Genomic DNA, 18,016 nt, shown 5'->3' with positions numbered 1-18,016 from the left:
CCTAGCGGTAATAAGAGAAGGACTTTTCGACCTTCTTTTGTGCCCAAGTCAACAACGCAGTCATGATCAAGTAGATCGCCCCGACTAATACCAATGGGACCAAGGTGACGTCGCGAGCTGTGGCGACGTTGCCGGCACGCAACAAGTCGCCTAACCCGATGACGTAAACCAAACTGGAATCTTTGACCAAGTTGATCACTTCATTGCCCATCGATGGTAACACGACTTTTAAGACTTGCGGGATCACCACATAACGCAAGGTTTGCCAACGCGTCAAGTTCAACACTGTCGCGGCTTCAAATTGCCCTTCTTCAATGGCGCCAAAGCCGCCGCGGAAGATCTCGGCAAAATATGCCGCGTAATTGAGGATAAAGGCGAAGATCGCCGCATTGAAGCGATCAAACACGATGCCGATCAATGGCAAGCCGTAAAAGACGAAGATCAGCTGTAGCAATAATGGCGTGCCCCGGAACAACCACACATAAGCGGTCAACACCCAGTTGATCAACTTACCCAGCCAATTTTTGGCTTTGTTGATCAACCCAACGGAAAACAACATCCCCAACGGAATCGACCCGATCAACGTGAGGAAGAATACCCCCAATGTCATTTTCAAGCCTGATAATAATGCCGGTAAAATTTCAAATACATATTTCATGCCCTTGCCTCCTTGGCTTTTTGTCGAATAAAAAAACGCCCACTCATACGAAAACTCGTACGAAAGGACGCTTGTCGCGTGGTGCCACCTCACTTCGTTTACGCCTCACGACGCAAACCTCGTGTGGTTGAAAAACCTTAACGTTTGGTATCACGGTACAAAAAAAAGTCCTCAAACAGCCTAAGCTGTTTGAGGACGACTTGAATGCCGCGGTGCCACCTCATGTTCGCTGATCAATCACTTGACCAACCTCATTGTGTTTTTCAACCACGGCGATAACGAGCCAACCGGCATCGCCTACTGATTTCAGCGATGCACTCGTGGATGTGAGGCGATGAGGTGACTGCTTGGCTTACACCTGCCCAAGCTCGCTTGAAGTCATCACTCAATGCCAATTCCACTCAACGCATTGATTTATTATGTGACTAACATTAATCATCTTTTAATGTTTTGTCAAGGGTCTGCGCCGAATTTTTTTTACAAACTGGCGCTTAATTGCGATGGAACAACCGCTGCCAAAACCCGACTTTCTTTTGCTCAAGTTTCATCAATGGGACAGATTCGCCCATCAACCGGCGGGCAATGTTGCGATAGCCTTTAGACGCCAAGTTATCTGGATCCATGACTACTGTATCGCCTTTATTTGACGTGGCGATCACGTCATCATCATCGATAATGATCCCCAGCAAGTCGATGCCTAAATGTTGGGTGATCTCATCAACATCCATTGCTCGACCATCATCCATCATGCGCAAACGAATGCGATTGATCACCAAGCGTGGCGGATACACCATGTCGCGCTGCTCCAACAACCCGACCACCCGATCGGCATCAGACACCGCTGAGATCTCAGGGGTGGTGACCACGATCGCGCCATCAGCGCCTTCTACCGCATTGCGGAAGCCTTGTTCGATCCCAGCAGGGGAATCCAAAATGATAAAGTCGAATTCATCGCGCAACTGCGCCACGATGTCTTTGACTTGTTCAGGTTCAAGTGCGTCTTTTTCGGCATTTTGAGCGGCTGGTAACACATACAGCAAATCATCAAAGCGCTTGTCTTTGATCAAGGCTTGATGTAATTTGGCGCGGCCAGTGGCCACATCCACAATGTCGTAAATGATGCGGTTGGACAAACCTAACACCACATCCAAATTCCGCAACCCGATATCCAGATCCAGCAATACCACGCGCTTGCCTTGTAATGCCAAGGCGGTACCAATGTTGGCACTGGTCGTGGTTTTACCCACACCGCCTTTACCTGAGGTGACCACTAATGCTGTTCCCAATTACAAGTCCTCCAGTTTCCGGAAAAGTTTCGGGCGCATCTTCGAAAGATCAGCGACGTGTCCGTGTTCCAAAATATGTAGATCGTTAATATAAGACAGGGTATCGGCTTGATAATCATTTTGGTCAATGATCTCAACGGTGTCAGCGATGCGGATCTGCCCGGCATGACTGATATCTCCGGCGATCACCGCGCTGGTATCGCCAGCCGCACCGGCGATCAATAACCCTTCAACGCGCCCTAACACAAAAATGCTACCAGTCGCTTTTAAGGTGCCAGAAACATGCAACGTCCCGACAAAAACCACGTCGCCATGAAATTCCAAGCTTTGGCCAGAGCGCACGATGCCGCCAACGATATGCGTCGCTTGCGCCAACAATTTCGCTTTAAACGCCGTTGGGTCTTCAACATTGGCTGTCAGCGACTTGATCTCAAAGCGCCCAAATCGATCAAACAAGCGCTGGATCTGGGTTTGTTGATCAGCCGTCAACAAGCGATTGCCAGACAACAATTTGAACTCAACATTTCCTTCAGGCGTATCCTTGGCTAATTTTTGTAATAAGGCTTCCAGGTCTGCTAAGATCGCATCCCAAGCAGCAGTATCGGCTAATTGCAATTCAAAGCCGTCTTTGCGCCCTTTTAGAATTACTGCATCCACGCTCTCACCTCTCATAGGGTCTCCCCCGCTACTAAAACACCACCGGCAAGCCGGTGGCGTTCACTAACTTCTCTTTAAGTTTATCAATAATCGGCTTAAAGGCAAATACACAATTGCAAAGCCGACTAAATTCACTAATAAACTTGGCCCCATATGCACAGCGACCAAAGTCACGAAGTTGGTGGTACCAAAGCCGATGAACTCATTCATCACATCATTGGCCAAACAAAAGATCGTCACGGCGATCACCACCAGCGCCCCAACAAATAATGGCGATTTAGGCACAAATTGCCGCAGTTGCACGGCGATGTATACAATCAATGGCCAGATCAGCGCGTTGATGCCGATGATCCCAGTGTAGATCATATCAAACAGTAAGCCAAAACCCACGGCATACCAGACGATATATTGTTCATCTGGCAAAAAGATCACCGTCATCAATAACGCGATCAAGGTCAATTCCGGCACCCCAGAAAATTGTGGCGTCAATAACCATTGCCCAAGCACCAGACTCAACACTCCGTCTAGCAGCAAGGCCACAAATAATATCAACAAGACCCAGCCGTGGCCAGTAAAAGGACGCTTGGTTTGCATAGTTTCCTCCTAAAAAACAGTACTTTGATCGCCGAATGGCCCAAAAATCTCTAGGCACCGGTGAATTGGCGCCACTGCAGAGACTTGGCCAAGTCGCCGTGCGGCCGGCTTCAGAAATCGGCAAAATCTACGCATGCCGACAAAAACCGGCGTCATGCTTGATTTTACTTTCACGGCAATTGGCCAGTTCTCCTCCGTTATGCCAGTTCACCTCTGCCCACAGGTTTGTGCTATCCGTCAAACCAGTTGCGTGATCAACACCTATTCGCCACTGAGATCAGGTCACCATCGTTTGAATTTGGGACAGAGGCTAGCTGGTGGTGGCATCGTGAGATTTCTGTTAGCGATTTATCGCTTACAGAAAGCCGCAGGAAAAGATCCGGCGGGTGGGGAGCATCGCGACACATCCCGGCTAGCTTTTTTGAGGACCCTCACAATGCCGCCACCAGCCAGCCGGAGTTCCAAATTCAAACGACCGGCCACCACCAAAATGAAACACAAAAACCGGGACGTGAAAAGTCCAAGTCCCGGTCAATGTTAGTTGCTGGCGATCGTACGGGCGATCACAGTCACAACACTTAAGTCATCAAGATTAGCAGCTGGCTTTAAGTAAACGGTATTGGCCAAGCCGTAATCATCTTTTTTGATGGTTTCGACTGTGCCTAACAGCAGCCCTTTAGGGGTCGCCCCACCTAATCCTGACGTGACCACTTGCTGGCCTTTTTTGATATTTTTATCAGTATTGAGCTGACCTAAAATCAAATAGCCGGTTTTGGCTTGGTAGCCGGTGATCACGCCATTGATCGTGGCTCCGCCAGAAATGGCGATCTGGGCGGCGAAATGATCGGCGACTTTGTTATCCGTGGATAACATTTCCACTTTGGCATTGGTTTTATTGACTTCCACGATGCGACCCACCACGCCAGAGCCTGACATCACTGGCATGTTCTTTTTCACGCCAGCGCCAGAGCCTTTATTGATGGTGACCATGTTGCGCCAGTCACTGGGACTGCGCAACATGACGGAAGCATTGATCTGAGCATAGTCGGTCAAGGTACCATCGAGTTTGAGTTGCTTTTTCAACGCTTTGTTTTCACTGCGCAAGGTTTGGTTTTGCACCTTGGTTTGGGCGAGATCGTCGATTTGGGCTTTCAGGGATTTGTTTTCACTGTAAGCATTCATCAAATCGGAAATGTCGTCCAAGCCACCTTTGACCCACTGTGCTGGCGCTGAAACGATCCGCGCGCCGATGCCCACCACGTCGTTGCCGACTTGCTGGATCACTGGCGGCGTACTTTTTTTGTCGCGCACTGCAACGGAAAATGAAATCATGCCCAAACTCAGCAAAATCGCGACCATGACGACGATCAGTTTTTTATTTGAGAAGAACTTGTTCATGTCACACTCGCTCTCATTCTACGGCTTAGTGTTTCTTCAAAACCTCGATGTTTTTCAGCGATTCGCCAGTCCCAATGGCCACACAGTCCAATGGGTCTTGGGCGATAAATACTGGCACTTGGGCCGCGTCTGAGATCACTTCAGATAAGTGCTTCAATAACGCGCCACCACCAGTTAACACGATGCCATGGTCAATGACATCAGCGGCGATTTCTGGGCTGGTTTCTTCTAAGGTTTCTTTAACGGCTTCGATGATCGCTAATACCACTTCATTGATGGCGTTGGCGATATCAACAGCAGTGACTTCAACAGTTTTTGGCAAACCGGTCAACAAGTCGCGACCACGAATGGTCATACCGTCGATTTCTTTGGCGCGTTCAACAGAGGCTGAACCGATCTCCATTTTGATATCTTCAGCCGTGCGTTCGCCGATCAATAAATTGTATTGTTGGCGAATGTAGCTGATGACCGCTTCATCCATTTTGTCGCCGGCCATGCGGATCGAGCGACTCGATACGATGCCGCCTAATGAGATCGTGGCAACATCAGTGGTCCCACCGCCGATATCAACGACCATGGAACCAGTTGGATCCATCACTGGCAAACCAGCACCAATGGCCGCAGCGTAAGGTTCTTCGATGACGAAGGCTTCTTTGGCGCCTGCGACTTTAGCGGCGTCGATGACCGCGCGCTTTTCAACTTCAGTGACGCCGCTGGGAACACAGATCATCACTTCTGGATGGGCGCCATTGCCACCGAGGGCTTTTTCCATGAAATACTTCAGCATCGCGGCGGTCGTGTCGTAATCAGCGATCACGCCGTCTTTCATTGGGCGGATCGCGGTCACGTTCGCCGGGGTGCGGCCGATCATGGCCCGGGCTTCTTCACCTACAGCGATGATTTCGCCGGATTGGGTGTTTTTGGCAACAACAGAAGGCTCATGCAAAACGATGCCTTTGCCATCGACATACACCAAGGTGTTGGCAGTGCCGAGATCGATCCCGATATTTTTAGCTCCTAATCCAAACAAGATGTTCTCTCCTTCAACGCGTTTCTGTAATGTGGTCTAACAGATTATAGCACAACTTCCATTCGCACTGGCGTCATCCGGCTTCAAATTCGCACAGTTAAGGGATTATTTGAAAAAATTTAACCCTTCGCGATCGCCTGCAAATGAATAAAAATCACGGGCCCCAATGATCACATGATCTAGCATCCGAATGCCGATCAATTGTCCCGCTTCAACAAACCGCTTGGTCACGGCGCGATCAGCGCGACTAGGCGAAACATTGCCGCTGGGATGATTGTGCACCAAGATCAAACTGGCAGCATGGACTTTCAGCGCTTGGCTAAACACCACGCGCGGCTCCACTTGTGCTTGGGTAAGCCCTCCTAGCGCCACTGGCATTTCTTGGATCAACTGCAACTGATTATCCAGCAAAAATGCCAGCACTTGTTCTTGGGAACTGGCACCAAGCCTTGGCATCAATTCAGCGGCTAAACTTTCCACCGACAAGACTTCCCCGTAGCGCTTGGTACTTTGTTCAACCACGCGGCGGCCAAATTCGATCGCCGCAAGCATCCCAGCGGCTTTGCTTAAACCGATGCCAGAAATTGCCATCAGCTGCTTGGCATCGGCCAAGTTCAAGCCTTTAAAATCTGGAAACACCCCTAACACTGTGGCGACGATCTGCGGCATCGGCGCACTTTTACTGCCGTTGCGCAATAACACTTGCAAGAGTTCCGCGTCGCTTAACACACTGGCACCATTTTTGACGATGCGTTCATATAGATCAGGTTTCATGCGACTACCCCCTCACTATTAGATTACGCAAATGCCGCCAAAAACATCTTTTCTAAGGCCAACAAATTTGGCACCACCAGCAAGGCTTGCGCACTTTCCGGCGCCAAGTCTAACACTTGGACACAATCAAGCCCAGCTGCCAACGCCGCTTGTATCCCAACGCCGCTATCTTCAACCGCAAGGACTTGATCAGTAGGGAGTTGCAATTGGTTTAAAGCTTGCTGGTAAAGATCAGGGGCTGGTTTCAAGCGACCATTTTCGGCGGTGATCATCACTGAAAACACATTGGTCCAACCAGTATTTTGCAACATGCGCGCAGTGGCTTCAGCCGTTGAAGTAGTCACTAAGCCTAATTTCACTTGGTGTGCGATCAACATTTGCAACAAGTGATCGGCGCCAGGTTGGGCCAAACTTGGGCCTGAATCCACGCGCGTAGTGACCAACGCTTGCGTTAAGGCGACAAATTCACCTTGTTGATCTGGCGCGATCAATTGATCCAACGCCACGTCAAAAGCCGCTTGACTGATCCCGACTAACGGCAAAAAATCCTGCTGTGTCAAGTGATACCCTAACGTGGCGGCTGCTTGCACATTGCGATCAAGATACAGCTGCTCAGAAGCGACCAAAGTGCCATCCAGATCAAAACAAACAGCTTTAATCATCGCCTTGCCCCATCAGCGTTTGCCGCACGGCAGACACCAAGTACAATGAGCCGGTGATGATCAAAGGCTCTTCGCTGTGTTCTTGGGTATATGCTGCCAACGCTTCTTGCCAAGAATCAAAATGCGTCACATTATCCGGATAATCACCAACTTTAGTGGCCCGCGGCGTGTTCGGTACCGGCACTAACCATAAGCGGTGATCGCGGCTGGATAAAACTTGGATCATGGTATCAACGGCTTTATCTTTTAATACGCCGGCAATGACGGTGAGTTCTTGTTGACCAAATAACCGATCCAGCGTCTCGACCAACCCATGGATGCCTTGCGGGTTATGCGCCCCATCTAAAATGATCAATGGCCGATCAGAGATCTTTTCCATGCGGCCAGGCCAGACGCTGGCTTTGACGCCTTTGGTCACTTCATGATCGCTCAGTGGCCAGTCCATCACTTGCGCATAGGTTTTGGCGGCGGTAATGGCCACTGCCATATTGGCCGGTTGATAACTGCCCACTAATGGCATAGTGAGCTGTCTGATCCGCTCTTGGTCGCGGTGATAGTCAAAATGCATCCCCCAGTCAAAAGTCGACGCATGCACCGCCGAAAAATCTTGACCATATTGTTGCCACTGACTGTGCATCGCTGCCACCTGCTTGGCCACCACCACTTGGGCTTCATCTGGTAGAATCCCTGTCACCACTGGGACGTGGGGTTTGATGATCCCCGCTTTATGTCCGGCAATACTGGTTAGGGTCTTGCCTAATAATGCTTGATGGTCATAGCCAACGCTGGTGATCACCGCAACTTTTGGCATGATCACGTTCGTTGAATCTTCGCGCCCGCCGATGCCTACTTCGATCACTGCCACGTCCACATTGGCTTCATTAAAATAAAGCAACGCTAACGCGGTGATAAATTCAAATTCGGTGACCACAAATCCAGGGCGTTGGCGTTGCAGATCAGCCAAAACAGCCGCACCATGCGTGGTCAACTCGGCCAAGCGCTCTGAATCGATATCTTGATGATCGATGCGGATACGTTCGTTGAAGCGCATGATAAACGGGGAGGTGAATAACCCCACCGTCAAGCCACTCGCTTCTAAGATATGGCTGATGGCATTGGCCACCGATCCTTTGCCATTGGTGCCAGTAACATGGATATAATTTTGATCTTGCTGCGGGTTTCCTAAAGCAGCGAGCAGCGCTGAGATGCGATTTAAGCTGCCATCTTTGGCTAAGCGTGGCAAGTGGTGAATGAATTGGACACTGGTTTGATAATCCAAAAAGCTGACCTCCGAACATTTTCAATAATGGGTTTAGTATACCGCATTTTAACTCACAACTATGGCAAAACCGCCCATCGCACGCATCAAAAACGCCACTGCCTCACGCATGGAAAATGCGTGGCGCAATGGCGTCTGGCGCTAACTGAAATTAAAAGACGATCACTGGTGTCCCAAGCGGCACTGCCGCATACAACTTGGCCATAAAGTCAGGCGGGTTGTTCACACAGCCATGAGAGCCGTGTTGTTTGTACCAATCGCCACCGAATTTCGGCTGCCAAGGTGCATCATGTAACCCAACCCCGGTGTAATCGATCGGCATCCAATACGACACTTTAGAAGCATAGTTGGAGCCATCATCGTTTTTGCCAGTTAACGTCTTGTTGCGGGCTTTGCTCCAAACAAAGTCCACCCCTTTAGGCGTATCTTGGCCAGGCTTGCCAGTGACGACAGCTGAATCTAACACCAACTTGCCATTTTGATAGAAGTATTCGTGTTGGTTGGTAACATCGACTTCAACATACGTGTTGCCGATATCTGAGCCATCGCTGTGGTAGCCTGAGCCTTCCCAAGACACTTCTTTAGTGAAGTCTTGGCCTTTTTTGATCTCCGCCACTAAATTCTTCGCAGTGTCATTGGGCAAAATGGTCCAACCATAAGTCCCACCAGGCACCGTCACCGTACCGCGCTTCGTGGATTTAAAGGTCCGCGTTTTGCCGTAAGTGTTATACGTGTTGCCAAGTTCAGTGGTGTAGGCTTCCACTTTGGCCAAGTCGACTTGCACGCCGTTGTCATAACTCAACCAACTTTGTAATTTGTCCGTTGGGATCGTCACCAACTTGTTGGCGATTTTGACTTGCGCCTTGATCGCCGCGATTTTTGATAACTCAGTGGCCGCTTTTTTCAAGCTGGCTGATGTGGACGTGACTTTCGGTTGGGTGTAAGTAGTGGCCACATCCACAGTAGACTTATCTGCAGAAACGGCTTTGGTCACTGCACTGGCTAATTTCGTCGCGTCGATTTGGTTGCCGGCTTGTTCTTTTTGCACCACGTATTTGCCACTTTGCGGGACAACTTTGGCATCAACTGGCGCTTTGCGGGTTTGGTTGAGTTTGGCAGCCACTTGTTTGGTGTAATTCACTAACGTGGTATTGCCTGTGGTCAACGCCGCTTTGTCTTGGCTTTGCGCCAAAACGGTCGCCGACAAAGCCCATGGATTTTGCTTTTTAAGCAGTTGGGTCAAGGTTTGGGTGAAGTTTTGCTTCAAGCCTAAAGCCGTGCCAGAAGCGGTCACCAAGGTTTGGTTTTGATCAACTAATTTCACTGAACTGTTGGTAAAATGCGTCTGTAATGTCTTGTTTGCTTGGGTCACCGTCTGGTCACCAACGTCTACCCCAAGCACTTGGGTTTTCGGTAGAAACCGGTTTTGATAATGATGCGAGCGCATCGCATACCCGCCAATGGCAAGCATGATGAGCACCAACACCCCACCAAACCAGACACGTTTATTTTTCATGGATGATTCACTCCTTGACTGCAAATCTGCACCAACAAATGTCGCAGTAATTATATCACACCTAAACCTTAGACCTAGAATGTGAAGTTTTGACGAAGACTGCAGAATTCAAGCGTTTACCCCACTAAGGTGTCAGCATTTCGCCTAAAGCAACGCAGTGGTCATCCATATAATACAATTGTTTCAGTTAAATGACAATTATTGCGTAACGCTCAGCCGAAACTGTCATCAAATTCCAATGATCACTGTGCTTGCGTTAAGCGTCCATCCACCATGTCATACACATGATCAGCTAACGGTTGCAGCCGCACATCATGGGTCACGATCACGACGGCTTTGTTGCGGTCATGGGCCAAATGCTGTAACAACCGGCCCACTTGCATCACCCGGGTGGAATCAAGCGCCGCTGTCGGTTCATCAGCCAGCACCACTGAAGGATCTGGATATAACGCTCGGGCAATCGCAACGCGCTGTTGTTGGCCGCCGGAAAGCGACCCAGGGTATGCTTTAACAAAAGGCGTCAGGCCTAGTTCTTCCAGTAAAGTCGCCAGATCCGTTGCGGATAAGTTACCGGTTTTTTTGACTTGATCGACTAACTTGAATTGTTCTTGCACCGTTAAAAATGGCAACAAATGATATGTCTGCAAGACAAAGCCTAAGTGATTCAAGCGCAATTGCTCTTTTTGCTTAGCGGTGGCTTGGCCTAATTCCACGCCTGCAACTTGCACGCTACCAGCCGTTGGCGTTAGTAACCCACCAGCAATCGTCAACAGCGTGCTTTTGCCGCTACCTGAAGGCCCTAAGATCAAGCTGACTTCGCCGGCTTGCGCCTCAAAATTCACATCATGTAATACTTGCACCCGACTGGCGCCAGTGCCGAAGAATTGATCGACATGTTCGATTTGTAATGCTTGCATCATTAGCCTCCGATCACCGTGACAGGGTCAACTTTTAAAATACTGCGCACTGGGATCACGGCGCCAAGCATGGCGATGACCACCAACGCCAAGGCCACTAAGCTTAAGATCGGCACATCAAAAGCCATTGGCACAGCACTTGGCATAGCCATTGCCGTGGCGACCGTCAAGATCACCCCGATCACAAGGCCGACGACTACCATCAAGAACGCTTGACTCAAGGTGCTTTTGACCAGCACAGCGCCAGGAATGCCTTGAGCGCGCAATACCGCGTAGTTTTGCTGTTTTTGCATGGTCAAAATATACAAGAACACCGCAATGACGATCAATGAGATCACCATCAAAAAGCCGATCATCATTTCAAACGTCATGTTTTGAGCCGTGTAACCTGGCAGTTTTTGGATAAACGCATGCTTGCTGTACGTGTGCAACGCCGCATTCCCGGCATCTGGTTTGGCTTTAGTCGACACGATCGCACTGGCGATCATGGTCGTGGGAACATTTTTCAATGTCGCCCAAGCTGACAAGCGCCCATAAACCACTGGCGCCACGCTCATTTTCGCATGATGCGTGAAGCCGACGATTTTGTAGGCATGGGCATTGCCGTTAAGCTTCATGGTGTCGCCAAGTTGGTAACCCGATTCTTTAAAAGCGTCATCCACCATTAACTGATAGCGGCTTTTGGCCAAGTGACCACTAGTCACCGTCAAATTCTTGGCCACGAATTGCTGGTTATCCAAACCGATAAACGTCCCAGAAACTTGCTTGTGCCCACTTGCTTTGGCCACGATCGGCGCTTGGGCCAGATAAGCTTGCGACTTTGGTAGTGCGTCTGGTGCTTGGCTTTTTTTGATCAAAGATTGCGTCAAGCTGATATCGGCGTCTTTATTCAAGATGATGCTTTGCATACCCCATGAATTCACCGCATCGGTGTTTTGTTGCGCCAGGCCTAACGCCAAGCTAGTGAGAATAAAAATCAAGTAACTGATCAGTACGATCATGGCAATGATCAAACTGTAGCGCAATTTTTCTTTGCGCATTTCTTTTAATGCCAAAAACATAAGCTTCCCCCTTGTTATTGGGCCAGTTTGGCCAATGCCTGCTTGAGATCCGCCAAGTGCTGCGCTTTGTGCGCTGGATCGATCAAGCTCAAGCGAATGGTTTCATGACACAACGTCATTTGCGCCCAAGCCAATGGATCCAAGTCACCAGTCGGCTGATGCGTCGGCAACATCGCGGCATTATGGGCAAAATGTTGCCGCAAAAAGTCGTGGTACTGCGAATCCACTGCCCCATTGACAAAAGCCGCCGTGGCGTCATAGCTGTTGCCAGCTTGCGGAACATGGCGATGGACCACTTGCATCACTTGGCCAAATAGATACATATACGCATCTTGAAGATCTGAAAAATAATGATAAAACGCGCCGCGGGCAATGCCTGCTGCACTGACGATCCGCGCCACTTGGGCTTGGGCCAACGAATGCGCTGAAAATTCTGCCAGCAAAGCTGCTTCTACACGATCTTGCTTGGCTTGTGGTAAGTTTTGATACATTTTGGAAACCATGGTATTCCCCTTTTAAGTGAAAATGACACCGTGTCAACAACGACCAGTATACAGGATGTTGACATGGTGTCAATAGAACGGGAGCAATTTAATCTGATTCAGTTAAAATCGGCACAATGTATTAGGCGTTACCGGTCAGAAAATCTGACCGCTTTCCTCGGCTAAACCCGCCGACCACACGGATCAAGGTCAAAATAATCGCTTGCGTCACCCAAACGATCAAAATCCCTCTCACCAAAGCTGACAGCGCATGGTTTTCGTATCACGACACCATTGAAACGACGACCATATCTTGACTGTGTCATGTCTTGGGTGTAAGCTCATTATCATTCCCGAATGCAATTATTCATACTTTATCGGGTCGGAGGAAACAATGAAGACACCAAAGCACTTATTATTGATCGTCGGGACGGCGTGGCTGTTTGATGCCATGGACGTTGCCTTACTTTCATTTATTATGCCGTTACTCAAGACTGAGTGGGCACTTACCAGCACCCAACTGGGCTTAGTCGGCGCCATGACGTCGATCGGCATGGTTTTTGGCGCGATTTTATGCGGGCGTTTGGCTGACGCGTTTGGTCGCAAACACGTCTTGATGGGCACCTTGATCTTATTTTCAGCCAGTAATTTGGCACTCGCGTTTGCGCCAAATGTGGAATGGTTCATGGTGATCCGCGTGATCACTGGCTTTGGACTGGGGGGCGAATTGCCTGTCGCCGCCACCATGCTGGCGGACCACTACACTGGTGTTAAACGCTCACAAATGTTGGTGTTAGGCGATAGCTTTTGGGCTTGGGGCTGGATCGTCGCCAGCTTGATCGCCTATCTGGTGATGCCAGCATTTGGCTGGCGCATTGCCGTGGCTGTGACGTTGATCGCAGCGCTTTACGCGTTTATTTTGCGTGAACACTTACCCGCCGAACCTGAGCATGCAAAAACCGCCCATGCGCCTTTTGCCGAATTGATGAAACCCGCACACCTGAAGCCTTTGGCCACATTAAGTGTGATGTGGTTTATCGTGATGTTGACGTATTACGGCATTTTCTTGTGGTTGCCAAGTGTGTTGACCATGCGCGGATTTTCGATCGTCAACTCATTGGGCTACACCTTGGCCATGAGCATCGCGCAGTTGCCAGGTTACTACTTGGCCGCTTGGTTGATGGGTAAAGTCAGTCGCAAGTTGATCATGGGCATTTACTTAGTGGGCACCATCATTGCTGCGTTAGTGTTTGGCAATGCCAACTCCACAGCCTTGATCTTGATCGCTGGTGCTGCCCTTTCCTTCTTTGATCTTGGCGCTTGGGGCACGTTGATCGCGTTGACGCCTGGTCAATTTCCAAAAGTCATTCGCGGCACTGCCATGGGCACCGCCCAATCCATCGGCCGAATCGGCGCCACTGTTGGGCCATTTTTAGTCGGCTGGTTGTTTGATGCCGGTTTCGGCATCCACGGGGTATTTGGATTATTTGTCGGCTTATTGATCATCGCCTTAGTCGTTTTAGTTTTTGGTGTCAAAGATGAAAACATCGAAGACGCCCCAGAATCGCAGGTGGCAAATAATGCCGTTAAACTATGAACAAGTGGCACCAGCGTTAAAAAGCTTTTTGCAAGAAGATCTCGGCCGCGGTGATCTCACTGCCCCACTGCTTGCTGGACGCGCTGGCGGCGGGGTGTATTTGGCCAAAACCCCTGGCGTCATCGCCGGCTTGCAGATCCCAGCGTTTTTGTATCGCTTGTTGGATGCGCAGATCACCTATGAGCCGTTGGTTCAAGAAGGCCAAGTGGTCAAAGCCGGCACCCCGATCGCCAAAGCTAGCGGCGATTTGGCGACATTATTGGCAGTTGAGCGTTTGAGTTTGAATTTGATGCAACGTTTATCTGGCATCGCCACTGCCACTAAGCAAGCTGTCGATACCTTAGCCGATCCCAGCATCCAAATTCTAGACACGCGCAAAACAGCGCCTGGCTTGCGGCTGTTTGACAAATACGCGGTTCGTGTTGGCGGCGGGGTCAATCATCGCTTAGGGCTAGATGACATGGCGATGCTTAAAGACAACCACTGGGCTGCAGTTGGTGATTTAACTCAAGCCATTCAATTGTTGCGGCAAGTCAACGGTCCAACCAAAATGATCGAAGTGGAATGTGAATCCCGATCGCAAGTTGAACAAGCCATCAAAGCGCGCGCAGATATCATCATGTTTGATAACCAAACGCCGCAAACGGTCAAGGCTTGGCAACAATTGATCCCGGCAGGCATCCAAACTGAAGTCTCTGGCGGCATTGAGTTGTCGAACTTACATGATTATGCCGGTTGCGGTGCGAACTTCTTATCGTTAGGCTATTTGACCAACCGCGTGGTCAATTTGGACATCAGCTTCAATCAACACGCCTAAATCGCTTGAAACGCAAGGCCAACTGTTCGCAGTTGGCCTTTTTGTTGGATCTGTTACCGGTTGATTGGATTTAACACGGCGCCGTTTTTGACCTGAGATAGTTAGCCGGCTAACTATCTGAGGCCAAAAACGCCGTGACAGGAGCTTTCATGTGGTGATCAAACTCAGATCGGACTCAGCAAATTTGTCCTGAACACGACCAGTCGATAACAATCTGTCGGTGCAAGCGAATCGGCGTATCCTCAGATTTTCGTGCGAAACGACAAAAAAGCCTAGCCCATCCCGCTTAACTTAAGCGAAACAGACTAGGCACCAGCTGATTTAGTCGAGCAAATACTTCGCATCGAATTCTTTGTCATAGCTGGTCAAGATCTTTGGCCCATCATCAGTAATGACGATCGTGTGTTCAAATTGGGCACAGTCAGAGCCGTCAGCGGTGACATAATATTCCCAATCTTCATTTGGCACTTCTTTAGCTGCGATCTTCCAAGTCCCAGTGGTGATCATGGGTTCAATGGTGATGGTCATGCCGGCTTTTAAGCGCAACCCATGCCCTGCTTCGCCATAATGGGGAACATTGGGACTTTCGTGCATCGTTGGCTGAATGCCATGGCCGATCAATTCACGCACATCACCATAGTTGTTTTCAACTTCAGTGAATTGTTGGATCGCATGGCCGATATCACCAATGCGGTTGCCCACTTGTGCTTGTTCGATCCCCAAGTATAAGGCTTTGCGCGTGTCATCTAACAACTTTTGGCGTTTGTCAGAAACTTTGCCAACGGCATATGAACGGCAAGCATCAGACATGTAGCCTTGCCAGTTGACGACGGTGTCAACAGACACGATGTCGCCTTCTTTAAGCATCAAGCCTTTGCGGGGAATGGAATGCGCCACTTCGTCGTTGATGGCAACACAAGTCGCATAACGATACCCTTCAAAGCCTTTTTCTGCGGCAACGGCACCGTGGGATTCGATCCATTCATTGGCAAATTTTTCAATTTCCCAACTGGAGATCCCTGGGCGGATGATGTCGTCGAGTTTGGCTAACATCCCAGCTAAAATGGCACCGGATTTGGCCATACCTTCAATTTCTCGTGGTGATTTAAGCGTGATCAAAATATGCACTTCCTATTATTTTCTTCTATTTCAGTGTAACACAACTGTGCATTATTTCACGGAATCTGCGTAGATCTTCAACCCATCCTTTAATGGCGTATGGGTCATGAAGCCAAATGCATTGATCTTATCCACATTGGCATAAGAATCGCGGATATCCCCTTGGCGCGCTGGTTGGTAAGTGGCGTTGAGCTTTTTGCCGGTGATTGCTTGTAAGTCGTCAGCAACTTGTTGCAACGTGGTTTGCTTGCCATTGGCGATGTTGAACACATCAGCGCGGGCTTGCGGCGTGTGCAACAAGCCGATGATCGCTGATACCACGTCGCCAACAAAGACAAAGTCACGCGTTTGGCCGCCATCGCCAAAGAAAGTGAACGGCTTATCGTTTTGCAAGGCATTCATAATGATGGACAACACACCAGAATATGGTGACGCCGGATTTTGCTTTGGACCAAAGACATTAAAGAAGCGCACCGTGACAAAAGGCAGATCATACAAACGGGCGTAGTTGATGATCGCGCGTTCCGTGGCGTATTTGTCCACTGCATATTGGGTCAACGGGTCCACCGCCAAAGTCTCGACTTTCGGCAAGGTCGGGTTTTCACCATAAACCGCTGCTGAGCTAGCGAAGAATAACTTCTTTAATGGCAACTTTTCGCGGCGAATGGTTTCAATGATGTTGAGATTGGCTTCTTGGTTGATCTCATGCGTGTAGTAAGGCCGGTCGACTGAATCGGCAACACTGGCGATCGCCGCTAATAAAACGATGTAGTCGAATTTCTCATTGATCAACAGTTCTGACATGAAGTCGTGATCCGTGATGTCGTGTTTGATGAACGTCACTTTGTCGCTGTCTGGCAAGTTGCTCAACAACCCCATTGATAGGTCATCTACCACTGTGATCTGATTGTCACCTTTGACCAATTCATCGACTAAATTCGAGCCGATGAAGCCGGCTCCGCCTGTTACCAAGTATTTGGACATGTTGCGCCTCCTAAGAATGTTGCCTTTATTTTACCACACTTGCGCAACTAGTCGCCGCCGCTGAAGTTTGTTATAATGGCGGTTAAAGTGATCCAACGAAAGGAAGTTCGACATGGTCAAAGCAGCAATCGTATATGCCAGTATGACCGGCAATAACGAAGAAATCGCAGGCATCGTAGAAGAAGAATTCGAAAAGTACGGCGTTGAAGTCGATACCACTGAAGTGTCTCAAGCTGACGCTGAAGATTTTGAAGATGTGGACATTTGCGTCGTCGCCACTTACACCTACTCAGATGTTGGTGACGGGGTGTTACCAGATGAAGCCGTTGATTTTTACGACGACCTCAAAGAACTTGATCTCTCTGGTAAAGTGTATGGCACCTGCGGGTCTGGCGACACATTTTATGACGACTTTTGCACCAGTGTCGACGACTTTGCCAAAGCTTTTGATGAAACCGGCGCGATCAAAGGTGCTGAATCCGTTAAGATCGATCTCGCCCCTGAAGATGACGATATCAAAAAGCTAGAAGCCTTCACCAAAGCCTTGGTGGATAAGCAAGCCAGCTTGTAAATCGGTGGTCTGGCCAAAATGGTCAGGCCTTTTTTATTTTGCCAGATTTAAATCGCACACAACTGGTTTGCACGTGGTATAGTTAAGCCAGAAGGTAGGTGTTCAAAATGATTTATGATTATGACGTCACGCTGGAAAATGGTGACACTTATTCCATGAGCAAATATCGCGGCCATCCGTTGGTGATCGTCAACACCGCGACGAAATGTGGGTTTGCCCCGCAATTCAAACAACTGGAAAGTTTGTATGAGCAGTTCAAAGATCAAGGTTTGGTCGTGTTGGGCTTCCCTTCCAACCAATTCAAACAAGAACTCGAAGATGGCCAAGCGGCCGCTGAGGCTTGTCGCATGACTTATGGGGTGTCGTTTCCAATGCACAGCATGACCGTCGTCAATGGCGACAACGCTGATCCTTTGTTTAAAGAACTCAAACACGACGCGCCAGGTATCTTAGGCGAAGCGATCAAATGGAACTTCTGCAAGTTTTTAGTGGACGCTAACGGCCAGGTGGTCGAACGCTTCGCGCCAAAAACCAACCCAGAAAAAATGATCCCTAGCATCGAAAAATTATTGCAGTAATCAAAAACTCCCGTCGCGATGACGGGAGTTTTTTGG

The 18,016-nt window shown here is 49.3% G+C and carries 19 protein-coding genes; 4 read left to right on the top strand and 15 right to left on the bottom strand.

The window, feature by feature from the left end; translation table 11 throughout:
- Window position 1 precedes the first annotated feature (1 nt).
- From ACKTSG_RS02735 to ACKTSG_RS02675, 13 genes are all read right to left on the bottom strand, one after another.
- Window positions 2-658 (bottom strand): amino acid ABC transporter permease, encoded by a 657-nt coding sequence (locus ACKTSG_RS02735; RefSeq protein ID WP_407891714.1) that lies wholly within the window; start codon window positions 656-658, stop codon window positions 2-4.
- 491 nt (window positions 659-1,149) lie between these two features.
- The gene (gene minD / locus ACKTSG_RS02730; protein WP_407891712.1) at window positions 1,150-1,944 is read right to left on the bottom strand and encodes a septum site-determining protein MinD; all 795 of its coding nucleotides are present in this window, start codon (window positions 1,942-1,944) and stop codon (window positions 1,150-1,152) included.
- Window positions 1,945-2,601 (bottom strand): septum site-determining protein MinC, encoded by a 657-nt coding sequence (locus tag ACKTSG_RS02725; protein ID WP_407891710.1) that lies wholly within the window; start codon window positions 2,599-2,601, stop codon window positions 1,945-1,947.
- Between the two features lie 63 nt (window positions 2,602-2,664).
- Window positions 2,665-3,195, bottom strand: a complete 531-nt coding sequence (gene mreD / locus ACKTSG_RS02720) for a rod shape-determining protein MreD (protein WP_407891708.1) — start codon at window positions 3,193-3,195, stop codon at window positions 2,665-2,667.
- Window positions 3,196-3,732: 537 nt separating this feature from the next.
- Window positions 3,733-4,593 (bottom strand): rod shape-determining protein MreC, encoded by an 861-nt coding sequence (gene mreC / locus ACKTSG_RS02715; protein ID WP_407891706.1) that lies wholly within the window; start codon window positions 4,591-4,593, stop codon window positions 3,733-3,735.
- A 25-nt stretch (window positions 4,594-4,618) separates the two neighbouring features.
- Complete coding sequence (locus ACKTSG_RS02710; RefSeq protein ID WP_407891704.1) at window positions 4,619-5,623, bottom strand: rod shape-determining protein; 1,005 nt, start codon at window positions 5,621-5,623, stop codon at window positions 4,619-4,621.
- 105 nt (window positions 5,624-5,728) lie between these two features.
- Window positions 5,729-6,397, bottom strand: a complete 669-nt coding sequence (gene radC, locus ACKTSG_RS02705; RefSeq protein WP_407891702.1) for a RadC family protein — start codon at window positions 6,395-6,397, stop codon at window positions 5,729-5,731.
- A gap of 23 nt (window positions 6,398-6,420) precedes the next feature.
- Complete coding sequence (locus ACKTSG_RS02700) at window positions 6,421-7,059, bottom strand: HAD family hydrolase (RefSeq protein ID WP_407891700.1); 639 nt, start codon at window positions 7,057-7,059, stop codon at window positions 6,421-6,423.
- Window positions 7,052-8,338 carry a bifunctional folylpolyglutamate synthase/dihydrofolate synthase gene (locus ACKTSG_RS02695; protein WP_407891698.1) on the bottom strand — a complete coding sequence of 429 codons (1,287 nt, stop codon included), beginning with the start codon at window positions 8,336-8,338 and terminating at the stop codon, window positions 7,052-7,054. Before ACKTSG_RS02695 ends, ACKTSG_RS02700 begins: the two co-directional genes overlap by 8 nt.
- Window positions 8,339-8,489: 151 nt before the next feature.
- Window positions 8,490-9,854, bottom strand: a complete 1,365-nt coding sequence (locus ACKTSG_RS02690; RefSeq protein ID WP_407891696.1) for a L,D-transpeptidase family protein — start codon at window positions 9,852-9,854, stop codon at window positions 8,490-8,492.
- A gap of 242 nt (window positions 9,855-10,096) precedes the next feature.
- On the bottom strand, window positions 10,097-10,771 hold the full coding sequence (locus ACKTSG_RS02685) for an ABC transporter ATP-binding protein (RefSeq protein WP_407891694.1): 675 nt from the start codon (window positions 10,769-10,771) through the stop codon (window positions 10,097-10,099).
- A 2-nt stretch (window positions 10,772-10,773) separates the two neighbouring features.
- Window positions 10,774-11,832, bottom strand: coding sequence for an FtsX-like permease family protein (locus tag ACKTSG_RS02680; RefSeq protein ID WP_407891692.1), 1,059 nt, complete (start codon window positions 11,830-11,832; stop codon window positions 10,774-10,776).
- A 14-nt stretch (window positions 11,833-11,846) separates the two neighbouring features.
- Entirely contained in the window at window positions 11,847-12,335 is a 489-nt protein-coding gene (locus ACKTSG_RS02675) for a TetR/AcrR family transcriptional regulator (protein WP_407891690.1), read from the bottom strand.
- Window positions 12,336-12,708: 373 nt separating this feature from the next.
- Here ACKTSG_RS02675 and ACKTSG_RS02670 point away from each other — a divergent pair, with 373 nt between their 5' ends.
- Together ACKTSG_RS02670 and nadC are read left to right on the top strand one after the other, a co-directional pair.
- Window positions 12,709-13,911, top strand: a complete 1,203-nt coding sequence (locus tag ACKTSG_RS02670; protein WP_407891688.1) for an MFS transporter — start codon at window positions 12,709-12,711, stop codon at window positions 13,909-13,911.
- Window positions 13,895-14,728, top strand: coding sequence for a carboxylating nicotinate-nucleotide diphosphorylase (gene nadC / locus ACKTSG_RS02665; RefSeq protein ID WP_407891686.1), 834 nt, complete (start codon window positions 13,895-13,897; stop codon window positions 14,726-14,728). Before ACKTSG_RS02670 ends, nadC begins: the two co-directional genes overlap by 17 nt.
- A gap of 321 nt (window positions 14,729-15,049) precedes the next feature.
- Here the strand turns inward: nadC and map are convergent, their stop codons facing one another.
- On the bottom strand, window positions 15,050-15,847 hold the full coding sequence (map, locus tag ACKTSG_RS02660) for a type I methionyl aminopeptidase (RefSeq protein WP_407891684.1): 798 nt from the start codon (window positions 15,845-15,847) through the stop codon (window positions 15,050-15,052).
- Window positions 15,848-15,898: 51 nt separating this feature from the next.
- Window positions 15,899-16,831, bottom strand: coding sequence for an NAD-dependent epimerase/dehydratase family protein (locus ACKTSG_RS02655; RefSeq protein WP_407891682.1), 933 nt, complete (start codon window positions 16,829-16,831; stop codon window positions 15,899-15,901).
- Between the two features lie 112 nt (window positions 16,832-16,943).
- Between ACKTSG_RS02655 and ACKTSG_RS02650 the strand changes: the two genes are divergently transcribed.
- A complete protein-coding gene (locus ACKTSG_RS02650; protein ID WP_407891681.1) occupies window positions 16,944-17,402 on the top strand; it encodes a flavodoxin in 459 nt (152 codons plus the stop codon).
- Window positions 17,403-17,509: 107 nt separating this feature from the next.
- Window positions 17,510-17,980, top strand: coding sequence for a glutathione peroxidase (locus ACKTSG_RS02645; RefSeq protein WP_407891679.1), 471 nt, complete (start codon window positions 17,510-17,512; stop codon window positions 17,978-17,980).
- Window positions 17,981-18,016: the final 36 nt, after the last annotated feature.

It is taken from the genome of Lacticaseibacillus salsurae (genome assembly GCF_045862175.1).
Lineage (GTDB): Bacteria > Bacillota > Bacilli > Lactobacillales > Lactobacillaceae > Lacticaseibacillus > Lacticaseibacillus salsurae.
Note: the sequence above shows the minus strand (reverse complement) of the source record. Positions and strands in the feature narration are given on the sequence as shown.

Excerpts from the sequence above, each read along its gene's own strand:
- radC (WP_407891702.1), bottom strand. The coding sequence starts at position 6,397 with ATGAAACCTGATCTATATGAACGCATCGTCAAAAATGGTGCCAGTGTG.
- ACKTSG_RS02735 (WP_407891714.1), bottom strand. The coding sequence starts at position 658 with ATGAAATATGTATTTGAAATTTTACCGGCATTATTATCAGGCTTGAAA.
- ACKTSG_RS02680 (WP_407891692.1), bottom strand. The coding sequence starts at position 11,832 with ATGTTTTTGGCATTAAAAGAAATGCGCAAAGAAAAATTGCGCTACAGT.
- mreC (WP_407891706.1), bottom strand. The coding sequence starts at position 4,593 with ATGAACAAGTTCTTCTCAAATAAAAAACTGATCGTCGTCATGGTCGCG.
- mreD (WP_407891708.1), bottom strand. The coding sequence starts at position 3,195 with ATGCAAACCAAGCGTCCTTTTACTGGCCACGGCTGGGTCTTGTTGATA.
- ACKTSG_RS02675 (WP_407891690.1), bottom strand. The coding sequence starts at position 12,335 with ATGGTTTCCAAAATGTATCAAAACTTACCACAAGCCAAGCAAGATCGT.
- ACKTSG_RS02655 (WP_407891682.1), bottom strand. The coding sequence starts at position 16,831 with ATGTCCAAATACTTGGTAACAGGCGGAGCCGGCTTCATCGGCTCGAAT.
- ACKTSG_RS02645 (WP_407891679.1), top strand. The coding sequence starts at position 17,510 with ATGATTTATGATTATGACGTCACGCTGGAAAATGGTGACACTTATTCC.
- ACKTSG_RS02670 (WP_407891688.1), top strand. The coding sequence starts at position 12,709 with ATGAAGACACCAAAGCACTTATTATTGATCGTCGGGACGGCGTGGCTG.
- ACKTSG_RS02650 (WP_407891681.1), top strand. The coding sequence starts at position 16,944 with ATGGTCAAAGCAGCAATCGTATATGCCAGTATGACCGGCAATAACGAA.
- ACKTSG_RS02690 (WP_407891696.1), bottom strand. The coding sequence starts at position 9,854 with ATGAAAAATAAACGTGTCTGGTTTGGTGGGGTGTTGGTGCTCATCATG.
- nadC (WP_407891686.1), top strand. The coding sequence starts at position 13,895 with ATGCCGTTAAACTATGAACAAGTGGCACCAGCGTTAAAAAGCTTTTTG.
- ACKTSG_RS02685 (WP_407891694.1), bottom strand. The coding sequence starts at position 10,771 with ATGCAAGCATTACAAATCGAACATGTCGATCAATTCTTCGGCACTGGC.
- ACKTSG_RS02700 (WP_407891700.1), bottom strand. The coding sequence starts at position 7,059 with ATGATTAAAGCTGTTTGTTTTGATCTGGATGGCACTTTGGTCGCTTCT.